The sequence below is a fragment of the Amycolatopsis sp. NPDC051128 genome (genome assembly GCF_040682715.1).
Taxonomy (GTDB): Bacteria; Actinomycetota; Actinomycetes; order Mycobacteriales; family Pseudonocardiaceae; genus Amycolatopsis.
Map to the genome: position 1 here is coordinate 1 of NZ_JBFBBN010000039.1, position 22,230 is coordinate 22,230.

Below are 22,230 nucleotides of genomic sequence, written 5' to 3' on the forward strand. Positions count from 1 at the left end.
ATGCTCTTCTTCGGCTCGGTCATTCGCCCTGCTTCCCCACCGCGTCGATCTGCGCCTCGTACCGGCCGCCCCGACACCGGGCCGGCACCGGTTCGCAGCGGATCCCCGCCGAGGGTGGCCGCACCGACACCGGGGCACAGCGGATCCCCGCCGGGGGCAAGCTCGCTGCCGCAGCTAACTGCCCGGCCTTGCCCAAACGCCCCAATGTGGCGTTGGTTGCGTCCAACGCACCCAATGTGGCGTTCGGTGCGTCTGACGCACCCAACGCCACTTTGGGGCGCATGGCCGGCACTGTGGACAAGCCGGGCCCAACGCACCGACGGCACCGGGATTTGTCGGTGCTCACCGGTAGCGTGGAAAACGGGGGCTGCTCCGAACGCTACCGATCCGAGCGCAGCGAAGCCGGGTCGAAGGACTCCCAGTACGCGTCCTCGTCCTCGCCACTCGAAGCCGCGGTAGCGGGAGACGCGGGAGTTCCAGCGGCTCCCAGCCGTTCCGCCCGCAGCCGCTGGAACTCCTCGACCGTCATGCCCGGGTCGTCGTCTTCGGCGCGGGCCGGGGCCGGGAGGCCCGTCATCTGCTCGATCATGAACGTCATGTCCTCGCCGAGCAGCAGGGCGACCTTGTTGTAGCCGTCCTGGGTCGCCTCGCGCATGGCCGCCTGGGCGATCTCCACCACCAGCGGGCCCAGGCGGTCGCCGAGGTTCACCGCCGACGGCGCCAGCCACAGCCGCAGCAGTTTGCCGCGCGCGTCGACGGTGGCCTCGACCTGGTTGTCGATGTCGTGGGCCGTGCCGGAAGCCGACGCGAGAAGCTCGTCGACCCGGGCCATCGCCTCTTCCCGGGCCCGGGCCTGGGCGATCAGCTGGCGCGTCGTGGACATCGCGCTCACCTTCCGTAGGAGTAGGTGTCGGCGTCCGGGTCGTCGTCCGGAATCGGCTCGTACCCCAGGACTTCCAGCTGCGACGCGTCCACGACCGGAGCCAGCGCGTGGTACATCTTGTCGCCCGCACGGCGGGTCGCGCGCTGGGCCAGCTCGAGGATCTGGTCGGCGATGACCGACGACCCGTGCCGCAGCGCCGACCGGTGGATCGTCACGCTGGTGAGCAATCCGCCGGGCGCCACCTCGACCTCGATGGCGTCGGACGACGCCTTGCCCACCACCGGACCCGAGCGTTCGAAGCGCGCGGCAGCCTCGCGCCCCGCTCGCTCCGCCTGCTCGGCGATCCGGGCCGCCGCCAGGTCCACGTCGAATTCAGCCACGGTGAGACGTTATCCCGTCGGGCGGTAGAAGCCGATGAACGACTGTCCCGCGTTCGTGGTGCGGATTTTGCTGATGTGCACCGGGTCGCCGGCCTCGACCATCTGGCCGTCGCCGATCACCATCGCCACGTGCCCGGACCACACGACGAGGTCGCCGGGCAGCAGCTGGTCGATCGAGGGCACCTCGGCGCCGACCGTCTGCTGCGCCGCCGTCCGCGGCAGCTGCAGCCCCGCGTCCTGGTAGGAGGTCATGGTCAGGCCGCTGCAGTCGAGACCGACGCCTCGCGCCGTCCCGCCCCAGACGTACGGCACACCGAGCTGCGAAAGCGCGTTGCGCACGGCCTTGGCCGCGGTCTCGTTCGGCGCCATGACCTGCTTGCCGCCGGGCAGGTTGATCGCGACGCCGCTGCCGGGCTGCGGCGGGATCGCGACCGGCAGCCGCGGCTTGTGCACGGCGCCGCCGCCACCCCCGCCGCCGCCTCCTCCGCCGCCACCGCCCCCATCGGAGCCGCCGCCGGAGTAGCCATTGTTGCTGTTGAAGGACGAACCGACCTTCGTCGACGACGCGCTGCTCGACGACGTCGTCTGCTCGCCACCGCCGAGCCGGGTGCCGATGTCGGTGAGCTGGTTGATCGTCTGCTCGCTGAACGTCGCGGCCTGGCCGGTCAGCTGGCTGATCTTGGTCTGCAGCTTCATCAGGATGTCGCGGGACGCGGCGCCGCGGCTCTCCGGCGGCTGAATGGTCTTCACCGCCGCGAGCGCCTTCATCGACGCCGAAATCTCTTTGATGATCTGGTCGCGGACCTGGTCGTTCTTGATCTCGCCCAGGTTCAGCGTCTCGGCCGCCTCGGCGACGGCCTTTTCGATCTCGGCGCTTTCGTCGAGCAGGTCCTGGACTTCCTTCTCCAGGCTCCGCGACGTCGCCGTGGCGCGGTCGGTCGTCGTGCCCGAGCTGGCGGAGGTCAGGGTGACGCGCTGGGCGGAGGCGTGGTCGCGGGTCTGGCCGACGGACGTCTGCAGCGAGACGTGCGCGTCGCGCGCGCCGCCGATCGCGGCCGGGTCGTGGCGCAGCTTCCGCGCGAACTGGTTCGTCGTGTCCAGGCCGTGCCGGACGAGCTGGTCGGCGTGCTCGGTCACGCGTCCTGCCCGAGGTCGCCACCGAGCCGCCGGACGACGTCGCCGTGCTCGGCCTCGACCGCCGTGTAGTTGCGGTCGGTCTGCCGGGCGGCTTCGCCGACCTGCCGCCAGCCGCCGCCGACGCGGTGCATCTTCTCCTGCAGCGCGCGCATCCGGCCGCTGTAGGCCCCGGCGAAGCCGGACTCGCCGCCCATCTCCGAGAAGCCGTGGCCGCCGAGCGTCACGTGCGGGCCGACGTGCTTGTCCGCGGCACCCTTGACGTCTTCACCGAGCGGGTCGACTTCGCGGGCGTACCGCGTGTACGCGCCGTCGTCGACGTGAAACCCCGAATGCGAACCGTCCACTGGCCCTCCCTGTCACCGGGGGTGCGACGTGCGCGCGCCACCCCCGGTTCCCCTGATGCGGGATTCAGCCTAGACCACGGTCCCTACCCGGGTGGGCGAATTGCCCGGAGTCAGCCGGTGACCTTCTTGAGCCAGTCCGGGTCCTGCCAGGAGACGATCGTGCCGTTCGAAGTGACCGTCGGCGTGCCGAAGCCGCTTTGCCCGCCACCGAAGTCCTGCGCCAGCTTCGGGTCGTTCTCGATCTGCTGGAACGCGGCGTTGAGCTGCTGGTCGTAGGTGCCGGCGTTCACCGTCCGAGCGAACGCGGGGTCGGTGATCCCGACGTTCTTGCCGAGCTCGACCAGCTGGGCCTTGTCGTAGCCGCGCTTGCCCTCTTCGGGCTGGTTCGCGAACAGCGCGTCGTGGAACTGGAGGAACTTGCCGGCGTCGGCGGCCGCGAGCGCCGCGTTCGCCGAGTCGAGCGAGTAGCCGGGCGGGCTCGACTTCTCGTTGAGCAGCGGCACCATGTGGTAGCGCACCTGCAGCTTGCCGTCGTTGATCGCCTGCTCGATGCCGGCCTTGTACTGCTCCTCGAACTTGCCGCAGATCGGGCAGAGGAAGTCGGCGTAGACGTCGATCGAGGCCTTGGCGCCGGTCTTGCCGACGGTGACGACGACGCCGTCACGCTTCTGGGTCACCTCGGGGGTCAGCGCGCTACTGCCCTGGCTCGGATCGATGACCTGACCCTCGGTCTTGTTCTTGTCCGAGATCGTCCAGATCACGCCGCCGATCACGAGCGCGGCCACGACGACGACGGCGCCGATTCCGATGATCCACTTCCGCCGGTCGCCGGACGCCCCTCTGGCCTGCGCGACCACCTTCGGACCGGCCTGTGCGGCCTGACGACGCTTCCGAGCGGTCCGCTCAGCTCCACCCACTGTGTATCAGTTCCCTTCCGCGATACCCGAGTAGTCGGCCTCGGGCCCGGTGGAGTTCCCGCGATCTCGCGCGAGCCAGCCGTCGACCGACAGCCACGTGCGCGGCCGCGCCAGCAACCAGACGGCCAGCAGCGCGAAACCGGAGTCGCGGAGGATCTCCTGCGGGTACTCGGTCTGCCCCGCCGCCACCTGGCCGCCGCCGCCGAAGCACCCGCAGTCGATGCTCAGCCCGCGCGCCCACGACTGGGCGATCCCGGCGATGAGCACGACGAGCAGCACCAGCGCGGCGCCGGCGACCCAGCGGGTCATCAGGCCGGCGAGCAGGAACAGCCCGAGCACGAGTTCGACGAGCGGCAGCGCGATGGCCACCACGTCTTCGAGTGCGTCCGGCAGCACGTCGTACGCCTGCACGGCGATCAGCGTCTGTCCCGGATCCGCCAGCTTGAGCGCGCCGGAAACCAGCCAGACGGCCGCCAGCCCGAGCCGGGCGAGCGTGCCGACGGCGTCCAGCACGGGTTGGGACGGTCGCACCACGCGCTTAGGCTAACGGGAAGACCTGAGAACTTCGTGAGGCAGGGCAGTGGCGGAGGGAGCGGCTGGATGCGGTGGCGCACGCTCCTCGGCTCGACGTTGCTGCTGGTCACGGCGTCGGCGTGCGGGCCGGGCCGGGTTTCGCCGACCGACTCGCTGGTGACCAGGGCCAGTGCCGCGGATCACCTGACCATCGGCATCCGGTTCGACGCGCCGGGGCTTTCGGAGCACACCGTGGACGGCCGGTTCGTCGGGTTCGACGTCGACGTCGCCACTTTCGTGGCGAGTGAGCTCGGCGTCCCCGCGAAGGACATCACGTGGCGCGAGACGACGTCGGCGACGCGCGAAACCGACCTCACCTCCGGCGCGGTCGACCTGGTCGTGGCGACCTATTCGATCACCGACAAGCGCAAGCAGCTGGTGTCGTTCGCCGGGCCGTACTTCAGCACCGGCCAGGACCTGCTGGTGCGCCGGACGTCGGCCGACATCGCCGGCCCGGAGTCGCTCAACGGGCGGCGGCTGTGCTCGGTCACCGGCTCGACGCCGGCGCAGCAGGTGAAGGACAAGTTCGCCCAGGCGGTGCAGCTGGTCGAGTACCCGCGGTACGGGGACTGCGTCACCGCGCTGCTCGCCGGGCAGATCGACGCGGTGACCACGGACGCGGTGATCCTCGCCGGGTACGTCGCGCGCGACCCGGAACTGCTGAAGCTGGCCGGGAAACCGTTCTCCAAGGAGAACTACGGCGTCGGCCTGCGCAAGGACGACACCCAGGGGGTGGCCGCGGTCGACGACGCGATCCGCAAGATGATCTCCTCCGGCGAATGGCTGCGCTCGCTCAACGCGAACATCGGCCCGTCCGGTTATCAGCTGCCCCCACCTCCTGAGGTCACCGAAAAGTGAAGCTGCCCGATCTCCCGGTGCGGGAAGTGCTGCCCGACGTCCTGGCCGCGCTGGACGCGCACGGCACCGCGGTGCTCGTGGCGCCGCCCGGGACGGGGAAGACGACGCTGGTGCCGTTGGCGCTGGCGGCTTCCGGCGGCCGCGTCGTGGTCGCCGAGCCGCGAAGGCTGGCGGCGCGGGCCGCGGCGGCGCGGATGGCGGCGATCCTCGGGGAGCCGGTCGGCGAGACGGTGGGCTACGCCGTGCGCGGCGACCGGAAGGTGTCCGCGCGGACCCGGATCGAGGTCGTGACCTCGGGGCTGCTGGTGCGGCGCGTGCAGGGCGACCCGGAACTGCCCGGGGTGGCGACGGTGCTGCTCGACGAGTGCCACGAGCGGCACCTGGACGCCGACCTGCTGCTGGCGCTGCTCCTGGACGTCCGTGCCGGGCTGCGTGACGACCTGCGGCTCCTGGCCACTTCGGCGACGGTCGCGTCCGGGCGCCTCGCTTCGCTGCTCGGAGACGCGCCGGTGATCACCGCTTCGGCGCGGACCTACCCGGTGACGACGTCCTACCTGCCACCCGCGCGCGGTGAGCGTGTCGAACGTTCCGTGGCGCGCGCCGTTCGCACGGCACTGTCCGAAGGGGACGGTGACGTGCTGGCGTTCCTCCCCGGCGCCGGGGAGATCGCCCGGACGTCGAGCTTGCTTCGATTGTCCGATGTGGACGTGCTGCCGTTGCACGGGCGCTTGCCGGCGGCGCACCAGGACGACGCGCTGCGGCCGCGTGACCGGCGGCGGGTGGTGCTGGCGACGGCGGTGGCGGAGTCGAGCCTGACCGTGCCGGGCGTGCGCGCGGTGGTGGATTCGGGTCTGGCGCGCGTGCCGCGGGTCGACCACCGGCGCGGGCTGCCCGGCCTGGCCACGGTGCGGGTGTCGGTCGCGGTGGCCGCGCAGCGGGCCGGGCGCGCGGGACGCGAGGCGCCGGGCCGGGTCTACCGCTGCTGGGCGGAGCACGAGCAGGCGTTGCTGCCGGCGTATCCCGAGCCGGAGATCCGCACGGCGGAGCTGGCCCGGTTCGCTCTGGAGCTGGCTTGCTGGTCGACGCCCGACGGCAGCGGGCTGGCCTGGTGGGACCCGCCGGGCGAGGGCGCGCTGGCGGCGGGCCGGGCCCTGCTGGCGACGCTCGGCGCGACGGCCCCGGACGGAACGGTGACCCCACGCGGCCGGCGGATGGCCGAGCTGGGATTGCATCCGAGGCTGGCCCGGGCGTTGCTGGACGGCGCGGAAGCGGTGGGCGCCCGCCCCGCGGCGGAGGTGGTGGCCCTGCTGGACGCGGGCGCGACGCTGACGGACGTGGAGGCGGAGCTGAGAAGACTCCGCGCGGCGACCGACGAACCCGCGCGACGCTGGAAGCGTGAAGTCCAACGCCTCTCGAAACTCGTGACCGGCGAAGGCAAGGCCGACGCCGCGCTGGTCGTCGCCCTCGCGCATCCCGAACGGCTGGCCCGGCGGCGTCCCGGTGGCGCGCCCGTCTACCTCATGGCCGGCGGCACCGCCGCCGAACTCCCGGCCGGCAGCGGGCTGCACTCCGAGTGGCTGGCCGTCGCCGAGGCGACCCGGGATCCCGGCCGGGTGCACGGCACCATCCGGCTCGCCGCGGCCGCCGACGAGCAGCTGGCCACCCGCGCCGCTCCCGCCCTGCTGTCCGAAGTGGACGAAGTCGCCTGGGCCGACGGCGACGTCACCGCCCGCCGCGTCCGGAAGCTCGGTGCCATCACCCTCTCCACGAAGCCGTTGAAGGACGCCGATGTCCACGACGCCCTCGTGGCCGGGCTGAAATCCGAAGGTCTCGGCCTGCTGAAGTGGAGCCAGGACGCGACCCGCCTGCGGGAGCGGATGGCGTTCCTCCACCGGGTGCTCGGCCCACCGTGGCCGTCGGTGGACGACGCCGCTCTGCTGTCCGATGTGGACAGCTGGCTCGATCTCTCCGGCGCCCGCCGCCGCGCCGATCTGGCCGGGATCAACGCCGGCACCGCGCTGAAGGCCCTGCTGCCGTGGCCGGAAGCCGCCAAGCTGGACGAGCTCGCCCCGGACCGTCTCGAAGTGCCGTCGGGGTCGCACATCCGCGTCGACTACGGCGGCGACCAGCCGGTGCTGGCGGTGAAGCTGCAGGAGACGTTCGGCTGGGCCGGCACGCCCGCGCTCGCCGGCGTCCCGGTGGTGCTGCACCTGCTCTCCCCCGCCGGCCGCCCGGCCGCGATCACCGCCGACCTCGCGAGCTTCTGGACCACCGGCTACCCGGCGGTGCGCGCCGACCTGCGCGGCCGCTACCCGAAGCACGCCTGGCCGGAGGACCCCGCCACGGCCGTCCCGACGCGGCACGCCCGCCGCCGCGGCTGACCCCGCCGAAAGTCGGGGGTCGCCCGCGACCGTCGTCCGATGCCTCCGCCACCACGGAAACCCCAGACTCCCGGTACAGGCGAAAACCGGGAGGGATCATGATCACGCTTCGAGGACTCACGAAGCGCTACGGGGAGAAGACCGTCGTCGACGCGCTCACCTGCGACGTCGAACCGGGCCGGGTGACCGGGTTTCTCGGCCCCAACGGCGCCGGGAAGTCGACGACCATGCGGATGACCGTCGGGCTCGACCGTCCGCAGGACGGCGAAGCCCTGGTCGGCGGGCGGCACTACGCCGAGCTGCGGCACCCGCTGCGCGAGGTCGGCGCGCTGCTCGACGCCAAGGCGCTGCACCCCGGCCGCAGTGCGGGGAAGCACCTGCTGGCCATGGCGCGCAGCAACGGGATCGCGCCGGGCCGCGTGGAGGAGGTGCTCGCGACCGTCGGGCTCTCGGACGTCGCCGGCAAACGGGCCGGGCAGTTCTCGCTGGGCATGGGCCAGCGGCTGGGCATCGCGGGCGCGCTGCTCGGCGACCCGGGCGTGCTGATGTTCGACGAGCCGGTCAACGGCCTCGACCCGGACGGCGTCCGCTGGGTGCGGCAGCTGATGCGGTCGCTGGCGGCCGAGGGGCGCACGGTGTTCGTCTCGAGCCACCTGATGAGCGAGATGCAGCTGACCGCCGACCACCTCGTGGTGATCGGCAAGGGCAAGCTGCTGGCCGACGCGCCGGTCGCGGAGTTCATCGCGGGCAACTCGCGGACGACGGTGTCGGTGGTCGTCCCCGCCGACGCCGAGCGCGACGCGCTGGACCGGCGGCTGCGCGCTGAGGGCGGGCTGACGCACCCCGGCGAGCCGGGCGAGCTGGTGGTGGACGGCCTGGCCGTCACGCATGTCGGCGACCTCGCGCACGAGCTGGGGGTCCGGATGCACGGGCTCGCCGAGCGGACGGCGTCGCTCGAGCAGGCGTACATGGAACTGACCGCTTCTTCGGTGGAATACGGGGTGTCGGCATGACTACCGCGGTGGGCGGCGGCTTGACCGGCGCGGTGGCGGCGGAATGGACGAAGTTCTGGTCGGTCCGGGCGACCTGGTGGTGCCTGGCGGCGGGAACCGCGCTGATGCTGGGCTACAGCACGCTGTCGGGGATCGCCCAGCGCTACGACGGCGACCGGCCGATGGGGGCGCACACGATCGCCCTCGGCGGCGGCTTCTACCTGGCCCAGTTCGCGGTGATCGCGGCGGCGACACTGTTCGTGACGAGCGAGTACGCCGGCGGCGGCATCCGTTCGACGCTGCTGTGGACGCCGGTGCGCTCACGGGTCGTCCTCGCGAAGGCGGCGGTGCTGCTGCCGGTGCTGGCCGGCTACGGCGTGCTGCTTTCGTGCGCGGGGATGGCGCTGGCGAGCACGGTGAAGGACGGCCACGGCCTGCCGACGTCGTTCGCGGCGGGCTTCACGACGACGTCCGGCATGGGCGGCTACTACGCGCTGCTGGGGTTGCTGTGCACCGGTTTCGGCTGGGCGCTGCGCAGCGCGGCCGGGGCGCTGGTGTCGGTGATCGTGCTGCTCGTGCCGCTGCCGCTGATCGTGGCGTCGCTGGGGCTGCCGGAGCTGATGCCGTACTTCCCGGGCATCGCCGGGGTGAACGCGATGGTGGAGGCCGGGCAGCCCAACCCGATCACGATGACGGTCGCACCGTACGCGCCGTGGGCAGGGTTGGCGATCTGCGCGGTTTGGTCGGCGGCGGCGTTGCTGACGGGCGCGGCGGTGCTGCACCGCCGGGACGCCTGACACTCCCCCGCCCGGCCCTGGGGGGGCGTCCCCGAGTCCAGTCTACCGGCGGCCACTGACGAAAGCCGGGAAACGCCGCAGCCGAGGCCCGGTTGTCCACATCCCGACGGGGGTGTGGACAACCGGGCCTCGTCAGCCCACCCCGATGCCCGCCAGGATTTCCCGGGCACTGGCGGTAAGAGCCTCCAGAGTGGGCGGCGCGAGCGACCCCGTCCCGGCCAGTGCGCCGAAGATCGTCCCCTCCATCCAGTCGACCACCAAAGTCGCGTGGCGCTCGGGGTCCGCCGAGCCGGAAGCCGCCAGCATCGAAGCCGCCTGGCGGCGGATCAGCAAGCCACCCTCGTCGTACACCGCGCGCAACTCCGGGCGCCGCGTTGCCTCCAGCGCGAACTCGTAGCGCGCCAGCATCCGCGTCCGGCCGGACGTGATCGCCTCGTGCGCGTAACCCGCGATGAACTCCGCCGGGCCGCCCGCCGGCGGCGGGACGTCCACGCGGTCCAGCTCCACGATCCGCGAGATGGCCAGCTCCAGCAGCGCCGCCCGGGTGCGCGCGTAGTACGACGTCGAGCCCGCTGGGAGCCCCGCGGCGCGGTCGACCGCCCGGTGGGTCAGGCCGCGCATCCCGTCCGCCGCGATCACCGCGATGGCCGTGTCACCGATCACCTCGAGTCGTTCCACAAGGCGCACTCTACAGGTGTAGAGTCCTCTACAGATGTAGAGGAGGAGTCATGGGACGACACGCGGTGGTGGTGGGCGGCGGTATCGGCGGCCTGGGTGCGGCGGCAGGCCTGCACCGGGCCGGCTGGACGGTCACCGTGCTCGAACAGGCGACGGCGTTCGGCGACGTCGGCGCCGGCATCTCACTCTGGCCGAACGCCCTGGCCTGCCTCGACGAACTCGGGATCGACCTCGGCGACCGCCTGGCCACCCAGGAAGAAGGCGGGTTCCGCGACCGCCGCGGCCGCCGGATCACCCGCTACGACACCGCCGCGTTCGAACGCGTCCACGGCCGTCCGCTGGGCGGGATCCACCGGAAGGACCTCATCGCCGCCCTCCGGGAAGCCGTCCCCGCCGAGAGCCTGAAGACCGGCGCCGAAGTCACCGAGGTCGGCACAGACGGCAAAGTCCGCTTCACCGGCGGCGAACTCCAGGCCGACCTCGTCGTCGCGGCCGATGGCATTCGCAGCCCGATCCGCCACGCGCTGTTCCCGGACCACCCCGAGCCGGTGTACGCCGGCAGCACGGCGTTCCGCGGCGTCACCCGGTACCCGGGGGCCAGGCTCAGCACCAGCTTCGGCCCCGGCACCGAAGTCGGCGTCCTCCCGCTGACCGGCGGCGACGTCTACTGGTTCATCTCGTACCGCACCGAGCCGGGCGAGCAGCCCGTCGACCTCAAGGAAGCCTTCGGCGGCTGGCACGACCCGATCCCGGCGCTGATCGACGCGACCCCACCGGAAGCCGTGCTGCACCACGATCTCTACCACCTCGGGACGCCGCTCAAGACCTACACCCAAGGCCGGATCGCCCTGCTCGGCGACGCCGCGCACGCGATGCCACCGTTCCTCGGCCAAGGCGGCTGCCAGGCGCTCGAAGACGCCGTCGTCCTCGCCCACGCGGTGTCCACAGAGGACACCGTCGCAGCCGCGCTCAAGCGCTACGACGAGCAACGGCGCCCCCGCAGCCAGCACGTCGCCCGCGAGTCCGTCCGGATGGGCAAGCTCGGCCCCCAGCTGGCCAACCCGGTCGCGGTGGCGCTGCGCACGGCCGTCCTGCGCCTCCTCCCGGCGAAGGTGACCGCCCGGGCGGGCGCGCGGATCACGGGCTGGCGGCCTCCGCGGCTCCCCCGACCAGTCCGGCCTCGTACGCCGTGATCGCCGCCTGCACCCGGTTCTTCACCCCGAGCCGGGTCAGGATCGTGCTCACGTGCGCCTTCACCGTGCCTTCGACGACGAACATCTTCGCCGCGATGTCCGCGTTGGACAGTCCGGAACCCACCAGGACGAGCACTTCCTGCTCCCGCGGAGTCAGCACGGCGATCCGCTCGCGGGCGGCGGCGGCGCGCGCCAGCCGGCCGCCGGCGAGCCGGGCGATCACCCGCTGCGCCACCTTCGGCGAGAGGAACGCGGCCCCGCCGGCGACCGCGTGGATGCCGGCCAGCAGCTCGCGCGGATCGCCCGACTTCAGCAGGAACCCGCCCGCGCCGAGACCCAGCGCGCGTTCGATGTACTCGTCCTCGCCGAACGTGGTCAGCATGATCACGCCGGTGGCGGGCAGCAGCCGCCGGATCTCCGCGGCCGCGCCGAGGCCGTCCAGCCCGGGCATCCGGATGTCGAGCAGCACGACGTCCGGATGCGTGGCGAGCACCTGTGAAACCGCTTCCCGGCCGTCAGCGGCTTCGGCGACGACCTCGATCCCGGGATCCGCGCCCAGGATCGCCGCCACCCCCGCCCGCATCAGCGCTTCGTCGTCGGCCAGCACGACCCTGATCACGATGCCCCCTCGGCGAACCTGTCCTTGGCGACCAGCGTCCCACCGGCGAAACACAGCCGGAAGGCGGCGTAGTCGTTGTCGAGCCACGATCTTCCCGTGCCGTAGTACTCGCACGCGACCCCGGGCACCTGCGGCAGCGGCGGCTCGCCCCGCACCGGGCGGGCGACGCGCTCGTTTTCGGGCAGCTGCGGCGCCAGCTCGGCGCGTGACTGCCCGATCCGCAGCCGCTCGTAGACCGGGCCGGGCAGCTCCGAGGAGTTCCACTCGTAGAGGAACACGATCCCGCTGACCGCGACGACCACCCCGAACAACGCGAGCGGGACGGCGACCGCCTGGATCAGGCTGCGCCGCACGTCGCGCCGGGCCAGCTCCAGGGCCCGGGCCGACGTCGGCTGCCCGACTTCGTCGTCGGCGGCCTCCCGCAGCTCCGGGGACTCCTCGACCGGCGCGGCGTCGTGCGGCAGCGTCGCGGTGACGGCGAACCCGCCCTCGTGCGGCCCGGCCCGCAGCGTGCCGCCGACGAGCCGGACGCGCTCGCGCAGGCCGATCAGGCCGAGGTGGCCGGACGCGGCTCCCGGCAGCGGCCCGGCGGGCGGCGGCGCGTTGACGACGCTCACGTCGGTCACCCCACCGGAGCCGGCCACCCGCACCGTCACGGCGGCGCCGGGCGCGTGCTTCGCCACGTTCGTCAGCGCTTCCTGCACCACGCGGTAGGCGGCGCGCGCGACCATCGGCGGCACCCCATCACTGTCCACTGTGGATTCGATGAGCAGCCCGGACGCGCGGGCCCTGCCGATCAGCTCGCCGAGGTCGCCCCGCACCGGTTCGACCGGCGCGGCGTCCTCGCGCAGCACGCCGATGATTTCGCGCAGCCGCTCGGTCGCCGCCGCGGCGCTGGTCCGCAGCTGCGCGGCCGCGTCACGCTGGACGTCGTCGAGGCCGCCCGCGACCTCGAGCGCGGCGGCGCGGACGGCGATCAGGCTCAGCTCGTGCCCCAGCGAGTCGTGCATGTCGCTGGCGATCCGCGCGCGTTCGCGCAGCCGGGCCTGGTCGGCGATCAGCCGCTGCCTGCTCTCCATCTCTTCGGCCCGCCGCCAGCCGGTGCGGGCCAGCTCGCCGCGCACCCGGATGTACCGGCCGAGCAGCCACGGCGAAAGCCCGGCGAACACCAGGATCGCGACCATCGCCGCCCAGTCGCCGAGACCGTCCTGGCCGAAGACGAGCGCGAGCGGGAGCCCGAGGACCGCGAAGGCCACCCCGGTCAGGATCCCGGGCCGGGCGCGCGGCATCCGCAGTCCGGCCTGGTAGCTCATCGCGACCAGCACGAACACCACCCAGACCGGCAGGTGGTCGCCGTACGGGAACGGCACGGCCAGCGCCCCGGCCAGCGCGATGCCGAGTGAAACGGCCGGGTACCGCCGGGCCGTGGCGACCGAGCCGGCCACCACGGCGAGACCGGCGGCCAGCTCCCCGTACGACCGGGTCTCCACCGTGCCCACGACGACGACGAACGCCAGGAACCCCCCGACGGCGACGTCGAGCGTCACGCGCCACCTGCGCTTCGTCACCTCTCGCACGGGTTCGAAGCTACAAGGCGTGACGACGGGGCGGCCACTGCCGAAAGTCAACCCTTCAGGACGTCCAGGAAGGCCAGGGTCTGCGGCCAGGACAGCGCGAACGCGTCGGCGTTGACCGCGGTGCCGTGCCGCGAAGAGTCGCTGAAACCGTGCTCGGCGCCCGGGAAGTGCTGGGTGAACGTCGCACCCCGCGGCCGCGACTGCAACGCCGTCTGCAGCCGGGCGAACGTCTCGGGCGAGACGACGGCGTCGGCCGACGGGTAGGCGACGAGCACCGGCGCGGTGATCCGTGTCGACAAAGCGACCGCGTCGAGGTCGTGGTTCGGCGGCGCCGGGTCGCGGACGGTCGGGTGGTAGGCGACGACCCCGGAAAGCCGCTGGTCACGCGCGGCGAGCAGGAGCGCGAAGCGGCCGCCGAGGCACCAGCCCATGACGCCGGCGGTCGCGCAGCCGAGGTCGCCGAGCAGGTGGTCGAGCAACGCCGTCTGCTCGGCGAGCGCGGCTTCGTCGCGCAGGTCGCCGAGCTTCGCGCCGAGGTCCTCGCGGGAAGTGTTGTCGGTGCTCGCGCCGTGGAAGACGTCCCAGGTCAACGCCGTGATCCCGCGGCCGGCAAGCTCGTCGGCCCAGACACGGACCTGCTCGCCGATCCCGGTGATCATCGGCAGGAGCAGCATCCCGGACGCCGCTGTGTCTCCAGAACCGCGGCCGGCCGGGCGGGCAAGGTACGCGGACAGTTCGCCGACCTGGACGGTGGACGTCTCGATGCGCATATCCGCACGGTAGCGCCCGCGGTGTTGCATGATGATCCACCATGGCCGAGCGCACCCTCGCCGATCAGTTGGGCGGCTACCTCCCCGAAGGCATCGAGGCCCTCGAAGAGCACGAGCGGCAGGACCTCGCCGACGCGCTGCGCGACGCGCGGCGGCGGCAGGCGAAAGCGCTCGCCGAAGCGGGCGAGGAAGGCCTCCGGTACGTTCCCGCGTTGCTGCGCGGCGCGGTCCGGAAGGCGGTGGGCCTGTGACCGAGGACTACGCGGCGCGCGGGGAGATCCTGAAGCTGGCCCGCGTCCTCGGCGTCGAGCCCGGACGGCTCGAGTACCTCGCCCGCGTCGACGCCGACGACCTGCGGGCGTTCCGCGAGCAGGTCACCGACACCCTGTTCGACGCGAACATCGCCGCGCTGCAGCGGATGGCCACGGCGGCGCGGCTGCTGCCCGGCGGGGTGCTCGCCAAGATCGCCGAGAAGGTGTTCGGCCCGCTGCTGTGCGCCCGGATCGCCGGCCTGGTCGACGTCTCGCGCGGCGTCGACGTCGCGAAGCGCCTCACCCCCCGGTTCCTGGCCGAGGTCGCGGCCGAACTCGACCCGCGGCGCGCGAGCGCGATCATCACGCGCATCCCCCTGGAGACCGTTCTCGCGGTCGCCGCCGAACTGACGCGCCGGGAGGACTGGATCACGCTCAGCCGGTTCGTCGGACACCTGCCGGACCCGACGGTGCGGCGCGCCCTGGAGGAGATCGACGACCCCGGCCTGCTGCGGATCGCGTTCGTGCTCGACGACAAGAACCGCATCGACCACGTCATCGGCCTGCTGCCGGCCCACCGGCTCGGCCGGCTGATCACCACGGCGGGCACGGACGAGGACCTGTGGACCCCGGCGCTGGACCTGCTGACCCACCTGAGCGGCGCGCGCCGGGCCACGCTGAAGCCGATGCTCGGCGGCCTGCCCACCGGCCTGCGGGAACGCGCTGAGGCAACGCTCAAGTAGCTCCCGTACCCGTTGATCGCCGCCGGGGCGACGAAGCAGCGGCCAAACCGGCCAACACCCGAACCGGCAGGCGCTTTCCTGGCCCAATCGCCCCAATGTGGCGTTGGTTGCGTCCAGCGCACCCGATGTGGCGTTCGGTGCATCCAACACACCCAACGCCGCGTTCGCTGCATCCAACGCACCCAATGTGGCGTTCGGTGCATCCAACGCACCCAACGCCGCGTTCGGTGCGTCCAACGCACCCAAAGCCGCGTTCGGTGCATCCAACGCACCCAAAGCCGCGTTCGGTGCATCCAACGCACCCAACGCCACATTGGGGCGCATGAGAACCAGGGGTAGGGACAACCCGACCACGGGCGCGGTGGTCCGGCCCAGTGCGTCCGCCCGTCCAGCCTGCGACCGTCTCCCCAAGACGAAAGGGGCAAGGATGAACAAGCTGGGGTGGGCGGTCGTCGCGACAGTGGCGTCGGCGGTGTTGTTCTTCTTCGGGACGGGTCTCGATCCGGTGCCGGAACTGGCTTGGCTGGCGCCCCTGCCGATCTTGATGCTGGTACCGCGGGTACCCGGTGCGGTCGCGCTCGCCTGCGCGTTCGCCGCCTACCTCGCGGGCAGCGCCGGCAGCTGGAGCTACTTCTGGCATTCGCTGTCGATCCCCCGCCCCGCCGCGATCGGCATCCTCGGCGGGAGCGCGCTGCTGTTCGCGGTGTCCGCCGGGCTGTCCGGGCTGCTGGTCCGGCGGAATCACGCGGTGCTGGCAGCAGTCGCCGCGCCCGCGTTGTGGACCGTCGCGCTGTACGTCGTTTCGCTGGTCAACCCGACCGGCCTGGTTGGCACGTTCATGACCACGCAGGCCGACCGGCCGTCGGTGCTGCGGATCGCCGCGGTCACCGGCGGCTGGGGCGTGGAGTTCCTGGTCCTGTTCGTCCCGGCCGCCGTGGCCGCCGCGCTCGCACCCGGGGTCCGCGGCCGGACGCGGCTCGCCGCCACCGTCGCCGTCGCCGCGGTGCTGGCGGGAATCGCCTTCTGGACCGCTCCGCCGCTCACCGGACCGCCCGCACGGATCGCTTTGATCGCCCCGGAAAAGGGCCGCTGGGCCGTCGACGTCGCGACCGCGGACGGCCAGGCGCTCGTCCAGTCCTATGTGGACGAGATCGGCCGGCTGCCGGCCGGGGTACAGGCCGTCGTGCTGCCCGAAGCCGCCTTCGCGGTGAACCAGGCGAGCCGGCCGTTCCTGGTCGATTCGCTCGGCCGGGTGGCCCGGACGAAGAACCTCGCCGTCGTCACCGGCGTCCACGACACCACCCCGGAAGGCCGGTTCAACGCCGCCCTCGCCGTGCCACCGTCCGGCGAGCCCGTCGAATACCACCAGCGGCACAACGGCGACGCGAAGAACATCGTGTCCGGCACCGGAACCGCCCACTTCGCCGGGATCGGCCTGCTGGTGTGCATGGACGTCAACTTCGCCGACCCGAGCCGCGAATACGGCCAGGCCGGTACCGGTCTGGTCCTCATCCCGGCCTCCGACGAGGACGTCGACGGCTGGCAACACAGCCGCACGGCGCTCATCCGCGGCGTCGAGAACGGCTTCTCGGTGGCGTGGAGCGCGGCCCGCGGCACGCCGATGCCGGCCGACGCCCAGGGCCACGTCCTGGCCGACACCCACACCGGCGGCCGCCCGTTCTCGGTGGTCGTCGCCGACGTCCCGATCGGCGCCGGCCACACGCCGTACGCCCGCTTCGGCGACTGGTTCGCCTGGCTCTGCGGCCTGCTCGCGCTGGCCGGCACGGTCGTGTCGGTCCGCCGCCGGTCACCCGCCGAGCGCCGTCCCGTCGCGGAGCCCGTTTGACCTGGCCGGGTCGCCGACGCCGCTAGCGGACCCGATCTCCGGCGCGCCACACCGAGTGCGTCAGCGGCACCCCCGGCCGGTAAGCCAGGTGCGTCACCGAAGGCGCGTCCAGCACGTGGACGTCCGCCCGGGCGCCGGGCCGCAGCACGCCGACGTCATCCCGGCGCAACGCCTGCGCACCACCGGCCGTCGCCGACCAGACCGCCTCCTCGATCGTCATCCGCATCTGCAGCACCGCCGTCGCGACGCAGAACGCCATCGACGTCGTGTACGAGCTGCCCGGGTTGGCGTTGCTGGCCAGCGCGACCGTCGCGCCCGCGTCGAGCAGCCGCCGGGCCGGGGCCAGGGGCTGGCGGGTCGACAGGTCGCACGCGGGCAGCAAGGTCGCGACCGTTCCGGACGCCGCCAGCGCTTCGACGTCCGCGTCCGAAAGATAGGTACAGTGGTCGACGCTCGCCGCGCCGAGTTCCACCGCCAGCCGCACGCCGGGACCCTCGCCGAGCTGGTTGCCGTGCACCCGCAGGCCGAGCCCGCGGCCGGCGGCGGCCTTCAGCACCCGCGCCGACTGGGCCTCGTCGAACGCGCCGGTCTCGCAGAACACGTCCGCCCAGCGCACGCTTCCCGCCACGGCGTCGAGCATTTCGCCGCAGACGAGGTCCACATAGGACTCCGCGTCGGCGCCCGGCGGCACCAGGTGCGCGCCGAGGAACGTGACCTCGTCGGCCACCTCCCCGGCGATCCGGGCGGAGCGCGCTTCGTCCGCGACGGTCAGCCCGTAGCCCGTCTTCGTCTCCAGGCAGGTCGTCCCCTGCCGGGCGGCTTCGCCGACGTGGCGACGCAGGTTCGCCGCCAGCTGCTCGTCGGACGCCTCCCGCGTCGCGCCGACGGTGATCGCGATTCCGCCGGCGGTATAGGGTTTCCCGGCCATCCGGGCCTCGAACTCGGCGGTGCGGTCGCCGGCGAAGACGAGGTGCGTGTGGCTGTCGACCCAGCCGGGGAGCACCGCGCGGCCTTCGACGTCGACGCGCTCGTCGGCGTCCGGCGCGCTCGACGCCGGTCCGGCCCAGGCGATTTCCGACCCCTCGACGACCAGCGCCGCGTCCGTCAGCCGCCCCAGCGCCGGATCGTTCGTGGTGAGTTCGCCGATTCCCGTGATCAGGACTGCCACAGTGCCTCGATCTCCTTGGAGAGGACGGTTTCCGGTCGTTCGATCAGCCGGTGCGCCCCGTCGCGCACCACCGCGCGGCCCGCGACGACGACGTGGCGGACGTCGGCCCCGGACGCCGCGAACACGACACCCGACGGCTCGATCCCGGCCGTCCGCACCGAATCCAGGCCCACGGTGACGAGGTCCGCGCCCTGACCGGCCTCGAGGCGCCCGACCTCGGGCCAGCCGACGGCGGCGTGGCCGGTGCCGGCTTCGAGGAGTTCCTCCGCGGTGAACCGGCCGCGTTCCTCACTGGCCAGCCGGTCGTCGAGCTCCAGCGCGCGGGTCTCCTCGAAGGCGTCGACGACGGCGTTGCTGTCGCTGCCGATCCCGAGCCGCACACCGGCGTCCAGCAGCGCCCGGGCCGGGCCGATGCCGTCGCCGAGGTCGCGTTCGGTGGTCGGGCAGAAGCACGCGCGCGCCCGGCCCGCGCCCAGCAGGGCAATGTCGGACGGCGTCAGGTGCGTGGCGTGCACGGCGACGAGCCGGTCGGTCAGCACCCCTCGCTCGGCCAGCAGCTCCGTCGGCGTGCGGCCGTACGCGGCGAGACACTGCTCGTTCTCGGCGCGCTGTTCGGAGAGGTGGACGTGCACCACCCGCGAACTGTCCACAAGAGACAACTGATCCGCCGGAACGGCCCGCACCGAATGGATCGCGGCCCCGACGCGGAACAACTCGCCCTCTTCGAGGGAAGCGACGCGACGCGCCCACGCCGCCGCCGTGCCGTCGGAGAACCGCCGCTGGACCTCGTCGGGCTCGGCGCCGATCCCGCCCGCCAGGTAGCAGGTGTCCAGCAGGGTCAGCCGGATCCCGGCGTCCGCGGCGGCCTGCCGCAGCGCCTCCCCCATCGCGTTCGGGTCGGCGTACGGCTTGCCGCCGGGCGCGTGGTGCAGGTAATGGAACTCCCCCACGCTCGTGTATCCGCCCAGGACCATTTCGGCGTAGACCCCGCGGGCCAGCCGGTAGTACGTCTCGGGATCGAGCCGGGACGCCAGCGCGTACATCCGCTCGCGCCACGTCCAGAAGGTGCCGCGCTCGTGGTGCGTCCGCCCCCGCAGCGCCCGGTGGAAGGCGTGCGAATGCCCGTTCGCGAACCCCGGCAGCGTGAGCCCCTCGAGCACGGTCCCCGCCCGCGCCACATCCGTTGTCACCGAAGAAATCCGGCCGTCGGTGACGTCGATCCGCACCCCGCGCGCGATCCCGCCGGGCAGCCAGGCCCGCTCGCACCAGTACGTCGTCATCGCGCCAGGTGCTCCAGGACGTCGGTGAGGGCCTTCGCGCCGGCCTCGACGTCCTCGGCCTCGGCGAACTCCTCGGGCGAGTGGCTGATCCCGGTGGGGTTGCGCACGTAGAGCATCCCGGCCGGGACGAAGCCGGCGAGGATCGCCGCGTCGTGGCCGGCGCCGGTCGGCAGCTCCGGCGGCCCGCCGAGCCGGTCGGCCAGGTCGCGGCGCAGGGCGTCGTCGAACACGACGTCACCGGAGTAGGACTCGCGGGTGACCTCGACCCGGCAGCCCTCTTCCTTCGCCGCGTCCGCCGCCGCCCGGCTGATCTCGGCGACCAGTCCCGGCGTCGCCTGGCCGGGGACGCGCGCGTCGAGCCAGAGGTCCACTGTGGACGCGATGACGTTGGTGCCGCCGGGCGTCGGCACGAGCCGGCCGACGGTCGCCCGCGCGTCCGGCACCTTGGCGGCCAGCCGCCTGGCGGCGGTGACCGTCGCGGCCGCGGGCAGCATGGGGTCCGCGCGGTCGGCCAGCAAGGTCGCCCCCGCGTGGTTTCCCTGGCCGGAGAAGGAGAACCGCCAGCGCCCGTGGGCGATCACCGTGCTGCCGACGGCCACCGGCGAGCCGAGGTCGATCAGCCCGCGTCCCTGCTCGACGTGCAGTTCGACGAACCGCCCGATCCGGTCGAGCCGCTCGGGGTCCGGCCCGATCCGCGCCGGGTCGAACCCGGCCTTCGCGGCCGCCTCGGCGAACGTCACGCCGTCAGCGTCACGCAGCCCGCGCGCCTTGTCCGCGTCGATCGTGCCGGTGAGCAGCCGCGAACCGAGGCACGGGACGCCGAACCGGCCACCCTCCTCCTCGGCGAACACGACGACGGCGAGCGGCTTGCGCGGCCGGAACCCCTTGGCTTGCAGCGTCTCCACGGCGGCCAGCGCGCTCGCGACACCCAGTGGGCCGTCGAAGGCGCCGCCGCCGGGCACCGAGTCGAGGTGGCTTCCGGTGACGACGGCGTTGCGCCCCGGCGGCCCCCACCAGGCCCAGATGTTGCCGTTGCGGTCGGTCTCGACATCCAGTTCGAGCCCCAGCGCGCGCTCGATGAACCACGCACGCAGGTCCTGCTCCGGCCCGTCGAAGGCGTGCCGCGAATAGCCGCCGCGCTTCGGATCGCGCCCGACGTCGGCAATCTCGCCGAGGAGCCCCGAGGCGCTCACTCGGCCTCCCGCATCGGCACCCGCACGCCGCGCTCGTCGGCGACCTCGGCCGCGCGATCGTAACCGGCGTCGACGTGCCGGATGACGCCCATGCCCGGGTCGTTCGTGAGCACCCGCTCGAGCTTCTGCGCGGCCAGCGCCGTCCCGTCGGCGACGCTCACCTGCCCGGCGTGGATGGATCGGCCCATGCCGACGCCGCCACCGTGGTGGATCGACACCCAGCTCGCGCCGGAGGACGTGTTGACGAGCGCGTTGAGCAGCGGCCAGTCGGCGATGGCGTCGGAGCCGTCGGCCATGCCCTCGGTCTCGCGGTACGGGGAGGCGACGCTGCCGGAGTCGAGGTGGTCGCGGCCGATGACGACCGGGGCCTTCAGCTCGCCACTGGCGACCATCTCGTTGAACCGGAGCCCGGCCAGGTGCCGCTCGCCGTAGCCGAGCCAGCAGATGCGCGCCGGCAGCCCCTGGAACGCCACGCGCTCGCCGGCCAGCTTGATCCAGCGGGCGAGGGATTCGTTCTCCGGGAACAGTTCCAGCATCGCGCGGTCGGTGGCCGCGATGTCTTCGGGGTCACCGGAAAGGGCCGCCCAGCGGAACGGGCCGTTGCCCTCGCAGAACAGCGGGCGGATGTAGGCGGGCACGAAGCCGGGGAAGTCGAACGCGCGCTCGCAGCCGCCGAGCTTGGCCTCGCCGCGCAGGGAGTTGCCGTAGTCGAAGACCTCGGCACCGCGATCGAGGAACCCGAGCATGGCCTCGACGTGGTCGGCCATCGACTCGCGCGAGCGGTCGGTGAACTCGTCCGGCTTCTTCGCCGCGTAGTCGTGCCAGTCGGCGACGTCGACGCCCTTGGGCAGGTACGAAAGCGGGTCGTGCGCCGACGTCTGGTCGGTGACGATGTCGACCTCGACGCCGCGGCGCAGCAGCTCCGGCAGCACCTCGGCGGCGTTGCCGACGACGCCGACGGACAGCGGCCGCTTCTCCTGCTTCGCCTTCGTGACGCGGGCGATCGCGTCGTCGAGGTCGTCGGCCACCTCGTCGAGGTAGCGGGTCTCGACGCGGCGGTGCGCGCGCTGCGGGTCGCACTCGATGACCAGCGCGACGCCGTCGTTCATGGTCACGGCGAGCGGCTGCGCGCCGCCCATGCCGCCGAGGCCCGCGGTCACGGTGAGGGTGCCTTTCAGCGACCCGCCGAACTTCTTCTTCGCGACGGCGGCGAACGTCTCGTACGTGCCCTGGAGGATGCCCTGGGTGCCGATGTAGATCCATGAGCCCGCGGTCATCTGCCCGTACATGGTCAGGCCCTGCTGCTCCAGGCGGCGGAACTCGGGCCAGGTCGCCCAGTCGCCGACCAGGTTCGAGTTCGCGATGAGCACGCGCGGCGCCCACTCGTGCGTGCGGAACACGCCGACCGGCTTGCCGGACTGGACCAGCAGCGTCTCGTCGACGTCCAAAGTGGTCAGTTCGCGGGTGATCGCGTCGAAGCTGGCCCAGTTGCGGGCGGCCTTGCCGGTGCCGCCGTAGACGACCAGGTCCTCGGGCCGCTCGGCGACGTCGGGGTCGAGGTTGTTGTGGAACATCCGCAGCGCGGCTTCGGTCTGCCACGACTTCGCGGTGAGCTGGGTGCCACGGGCGGCGCGGACTACGCGGGACATT

At 72.9% G+C, this 22,230-nt stretch carries 22 protein-coding genes; 8 read left to right on the forward strand and 14 right to left on the reverse strand.

Annotation, left to right across the window (positions count from 1 at the left end; genetic code table 11):
• Positions 1 to 379: 379 nt before the first annotated feature.
• The 6 genes from AB0M82_RS31725 to AB0M82_RS31750 form a co-directional block, all read right to left on the reverse strand.
• Positions 380 to 883 (reverse strand): YbaB/EbfC family nucleoid-associated protein, encoded by a 504-nt coding sequence (locus AB0M82_RS31725; protein WP_364729758.1) that lies wholly within the window; start codon positions 881 to 883, stop codon positions 380 to 382.
• 5 nt (positions 884 to 888) lie between these two features.
• Positions 889 to 1,263, reverse strand: coding sequence for a YbaB/EbfC family DNA-binding protein (locus tag AB0M82_RS31730; protein ID WP_364729761.1), 375 nt, complete (start codon positions 1,261 to 1,263; stop codon positions 889 to 891).
• A 9-nt stretch (positions 1,264 to 1,272) separates the two neighbouring features.
• Positions 1,273 to 2,400 carry an NlpC/P60 family protein gene (locus AB0M82_RS31735; protein ID WP_364729763.1) on the reverse strand — a complete coding sequence of 376 codons (1,128 nt, stop codon included), beginning with the start codon at positions 2,398 to 2,400 and terminating at the stop codon, positions 1,273 to 1,275.
• The gene (locus AB0M82_RS31740; protein ID WP_364729766.1) at positions 2,397 to 2,744 is read right to left on the reverse strand and encodes a hypothetical protein; all 348 of its coding nucleotides are present in this window, start codon (positions 2,742 to 2,744) and stop codon (positions 2,397 to 2,399) included. The genes AB0M82_RS31735 and AB0M82_RS31740 overlap by 4 nt, the downstream gene beginning before the upstream one ends.
• 110 nt (positions 2,745 to 2,854) lie before the next feature.
• Entirely contained in the window at positions 2,855 to 3,601 is a 747-nt protein-coding gene (locus AB0M82_RS31745) for a thioredoxin domain-containing protein (RefSeq protein WP_364729768.1), read from the reverse strand.
• Between the two features lie 66 nt (positions 3,602 to 3,667).
• Positions 3,668 to 4,174 (reverse strand): MauE/DoxX family redox-associated membrane protein, encoded by a 507-nt coding sequence (locus AB0M82_RS31750; protein WP_364729962.1) that lies wholly within the window; start codon positions 4,172 to 4,174, stop codon positions 3,668 to 3,670.
• A gap of 87 nt (positions 4,175 to 4,261) precedes the next feature.
• Between AB0M82_RS31750 and AB0M82_RS31755 the strand changes: the two genes are divergently transcribed.
• The 4 genes from AB0M82_RS31755 (at position 4,262) to AB0M82_RS31770 (ending at position 9,262) form a co-directional block, all read left to right on the forward strand.
• Positions 4,262 to 5,092 carry a glutamate ABC transporter substrate-binding protein gene (locus AB0M82_RS31755; RefSeq protein WP_364729771.1) on the forward strand — a complete coding sequence of 277 codons (831 nt, stop codon included), beginning with the start codon at positions 4,262 to 4,264 and terminating at the stop codon, positions 5,090 to 5,092.
• Positions 5,089 to 7,473, forward strand: a complete 2,385-nt coding sequence (gene hrpB, locus AB0M82_RS31760) for an ATP-dependent helicase HrpB (RefSeq protein ID WP_364729772.1) — start codon at positions 5,089 to 5,091, stop codon at positions 7,471 to 7,473. The genes AB0M82_RS31755 and hrpB overlap by 4 nt, the downstream gene beginning before the upstream one ends.
• Before the next feature lie 98 nt (positions 7,474 to 7,571).
• Entirely contained in the window at positions 7,572 to 8,486 is a 915-nt protein-coding gene (locus tag AB0M82_RS31765) for an ATP-binding cassette domain-containing protein (protein ID WP_364729775.1), read from the forward strand.
• Positions 8,483 to 9,262, forward strand: a complete 780-nt coding sequence (locus AB0M82_RS31770) for an ABC transporter permease (RefSeq protein WP_364729778.1) — start codon at positions 8,483 to 8,485, stop codon at positions 9,260 to 9,262. Before AB0M82_RS31765 ends, AB0M82_RS31770 begins: the two co-directional genes overlap by 4 nt.
• A gap of 132 nt (positions 9,263 to 9,394) precedes the next feature.
• On the opposite strand, the gene AB0M82_RS31775 is transcribed toward AB0M82_RS31770, so the two are convergent.
• Positions 9,395 to 9,940 carry a TetR/AcrR family transcriptional regulator gene (locus AB0M82_RS31775; RefSeq protein WP_364729781.1) on the reverse strand — a complete coding sequence of 182 codons (546 nt, stop codon included), beginning with the start codon at positions 9,938 to 9,940 and terminating at the stop codon, positions 9,395 to 9,397.
• A 50-nt stretch (positions 9,941 to 9,990) separates the two neighbouring features.
• On the opposite strand from AB0M82_RS31775, the gene AB0M82_RS31780 reads away from it, so the two are divergent.
• Positions 9,991 to 11,133, forward strand: coding sequence for an FAD-dependent monooxygenase (locus AB0M82_RS31780; protein WP_364729783.1), 1,143 nt, complete (start codon positions 9,991 to 9,993; stop codon positions 11,131 to 11,133).
• Here the strand turns inward: AB0M82_RS31780 and AB0M82_RS31785 are convergent.
• Genes AB0M82_RS31785 through AB0M82_RS31795 form a run of 3 tightly spaced genes read right to left on the reverse strand, consistent with a single transcriptional unit; the run spans position 11,078 to position 14,099 of the window.
• The gene (locus AB0M82_RS31785) at positions 11,078 to 11,752 is read right to left on the reverse strand and encodes a response regulator transcription factor (RefSeq protein ID WP_364729786.1); all 675 of its coding nucleotides are present in this window, start codon (positions 11,750 to 11,752) and stop codon (positions 11,078 to 11,080) included. The two genes, AB0M82_RS31780 and AB0M82_RS31785, sit on opposite strands and share 56 nt — an antisense overlap.
• A complete protein-coding gene (locus tag AB0M82_RS31790; protein ID WP_364729788.1) occupies positions 11,749 to 13,329 on the reverse strand; it encodes a histidine kinase in 1,581 nt (526 codons plus the stop codon). The genes AB0M82_RS31785 and AB0M82_RS31790 overlap by 4 nt, the downstream gene beginning before the upstream one ends.
• A 47-nt stretch (positions 13,330 to 13,376) precedes the next feature.
• Positions 13,377 to 14,099, reverse strand: coding sequence for a dienelactone hydrolase family protein (locus AB0M82_RS31795; protein ID WP_364729791.1), 723 nt, complete (start codon positions 14,097 to 14,099; stop codon positions 13,377 to 13,379).
• Between the two features lie 41 nt (positions 14,100 to 14,140).
• On the opposite strand from AB0M82_RS31795, the gene AB0M82_RS31800 reads away from it, so the two are divergent.
• The 3 genes from AB0M82_RS31800 to AB0M82_RS31810 all read left to right on the forward strand — a co-directional run bounded on the left by AB0M82_RS31800 (position 14,141) and on the right by AB0M82_RS31810 (position 16,939).
• Positions 14,141 to 14,350, forward strand: a complete 210-nt coding sequence (locus AB0M82_RS31800; RefSeq protein WP_003082038.1) for a hypothetical protein — start codon at positions 14,141 to 14,143, stop codon at positions 14,348 to 14,350.
• Positions 14,347 to 15,093 (forward strand): hypothetical protein, encoded by a 747-nt coding sequence (locus AB0M82_RS31805; RefSeq protein WP_364729794.1) that lies wholly within the window; start codon positions 14,347 to 14,349, stop codon positions 15,091 to 15,093. The genes AB0M82_RS31800 and AB0M82_RS31805 overlap by 4 nt, the downstream gene beginning before the upstream one ends.
• A 427-nt stretch (positions 15,094 to 15,520) precedes the next feature.
• Positions 15,521 to 16,939, forward strand: coding sequence for a nitrilase-related carbon-nitrogen hydrolase (locus AB0M82_RS31810; RefSeq protein ID WP_364729797.1), 1,419 nt, complete (start codon positions 15,521 to 15,523; stop codon positions 16,937 to 16,939).
• Positions 16,940 to 16,961: 22 nt separating this feature from the next.
• Here AB0M82_RS31810 and hutI read toward each other — a convergent pair whose 3' ends face one another.
• Genes hutI through hutU form a run of 4 tightly spaced genes read right to left on the reverse strand, consistent with a single transcriptional unit; the run spans position 16,962 to position 22,229 of the window.
• The gene (gene hutI, locus AB0M82_RS31815; protein WP_364729799.1) at positions 16,962 to 18,107 is read right to left on the reverse strand and encodes an imidazolonepropionase; all 1,146 of its coding nucleotides are present in this window, start codon (positions 18,105 to 18,107) and stop codon (positions 16,962 to 16,964) included.
• Entirely contained in the window at positions 18,095 to 19,387 is a 1,293-nt protein-coding gene (locus AB0M82_RS31820) for a formimidoylglutamate deiminase (protein ID WP_364729801.1), read from the reverse strand. Before AB0M82_RS31820 ends, hutI begins: the two co-directional genes overlap by 13 nt.
• Entirely contained in the window at positions 19,384 to 20,580 is a 1,197-nt protein-coding gene (locus tag AB0M82_RS31825) for an allantoate amidohydrolase (RefSeq protein WP_364729804.1), read from the reverse strand. The genes AB0M82_RS31820 and AB0M82_RS31825 overlap by 4 nt, the downstream gene beginning before the upstream one ends.
• Positions 20,577 to 22,229 carry a urocanate hydratase gene (gene hutU, locus AB0M82_RS31830; RefSeq protein ID WP_364729806.1) on the reverse strand — a complete coding sequence of 551 codons (1,653 nt, stop codon included), beginning with the start codon at positions 22,227 to 22,229 and terminating at the stop codon, positions 20,577 to 20,579. The genes AB0M82_RS31825 and hutU overlap by 4 nt, the downstream gene beginning before the upstream one ends.
• Position 22,230: the final 1 nt, after the last annotated feature.

What these genes read in the sequence shown, in the direction of transcription:
- AB0M82_RS31725 (WP_364729758.1), bottom strand. Translation starts at nt 883, where the DNA reads ATGTCCACGACGCGCCAGCTGATCGCCCAGGCCCGGGCCCGGGAAGAG.
- AB0M82_RS31755 (WP_364729771.1), top strand. Translation starts at nt 4,262, where the DNA reads ATGCGGTGGCGCACGCTCCTCGGCTCGACGTTGCTGCTGGTCACGGCG.
- AB0M82_RS31765 (WP_364729775.1), top strand. Translation starts at nt 7,572, where the DNA reads ATGATCACGCTTCGAGGACTCACGAAGCGCTACGGGGAGAAGACCGTC.
- AB0M82_RS31770 (WP_364729778.1), top strand. Translation starts at nt 8,483, where the DNA reads ATGACTACCGCGGTGGGCGGCGGCTTGACCGGCGCGGTGGCGGCGGAA.
- AB0M82_RS31780 (WP_364729783.1), top strand. Translation starts at nt 9,991, where the DNA reads ATGGGACGACACGCGGTGGTGGTGGGCGGCGGTATCGGCGGCCTGGGT.
- AB0M82_RS31795 (WP_364729791.1), bottom strand. Translation starts at nt 14,099, where the DNA reads ATGCGCATCGAGACGTCCACCGTCCAGGTCGGCGAACTGTCCGCGTAC.
- AB0M82_RS31800 (WP_003082038.1), top strand. Translation starts at nt 14,141, where the DNA reads ATGGCCGAGCGCACCCTCGCCGATCAGTTGGGCGGCTACCTCCCCGAA.
- AB0M82_RS31810 (WP_364729797.1), top strand. Translation starts at nt 15,521, where the DNA reads ATGAACAAGCTGGGGTGGGCGGTCGTCGCGACAGTGGCGTCGGCGGTG.
- AB0M82_RS31820 (WP_364729801.1), bottom strand. Translation starts at nt 19,387, where the DNA reads ATGACGACGTACTGGTGCGAGCGGGCCTGGCTGCCCGGCGGGATCGCG.
- hutU (WP_364729806.1), bottom strand. Translation starts at nt 22,229, where the DNA reads ATGTCCCGCGTAGTCCGCGCCGCCCGTGGCACCCAGCTCACCGCGAAG.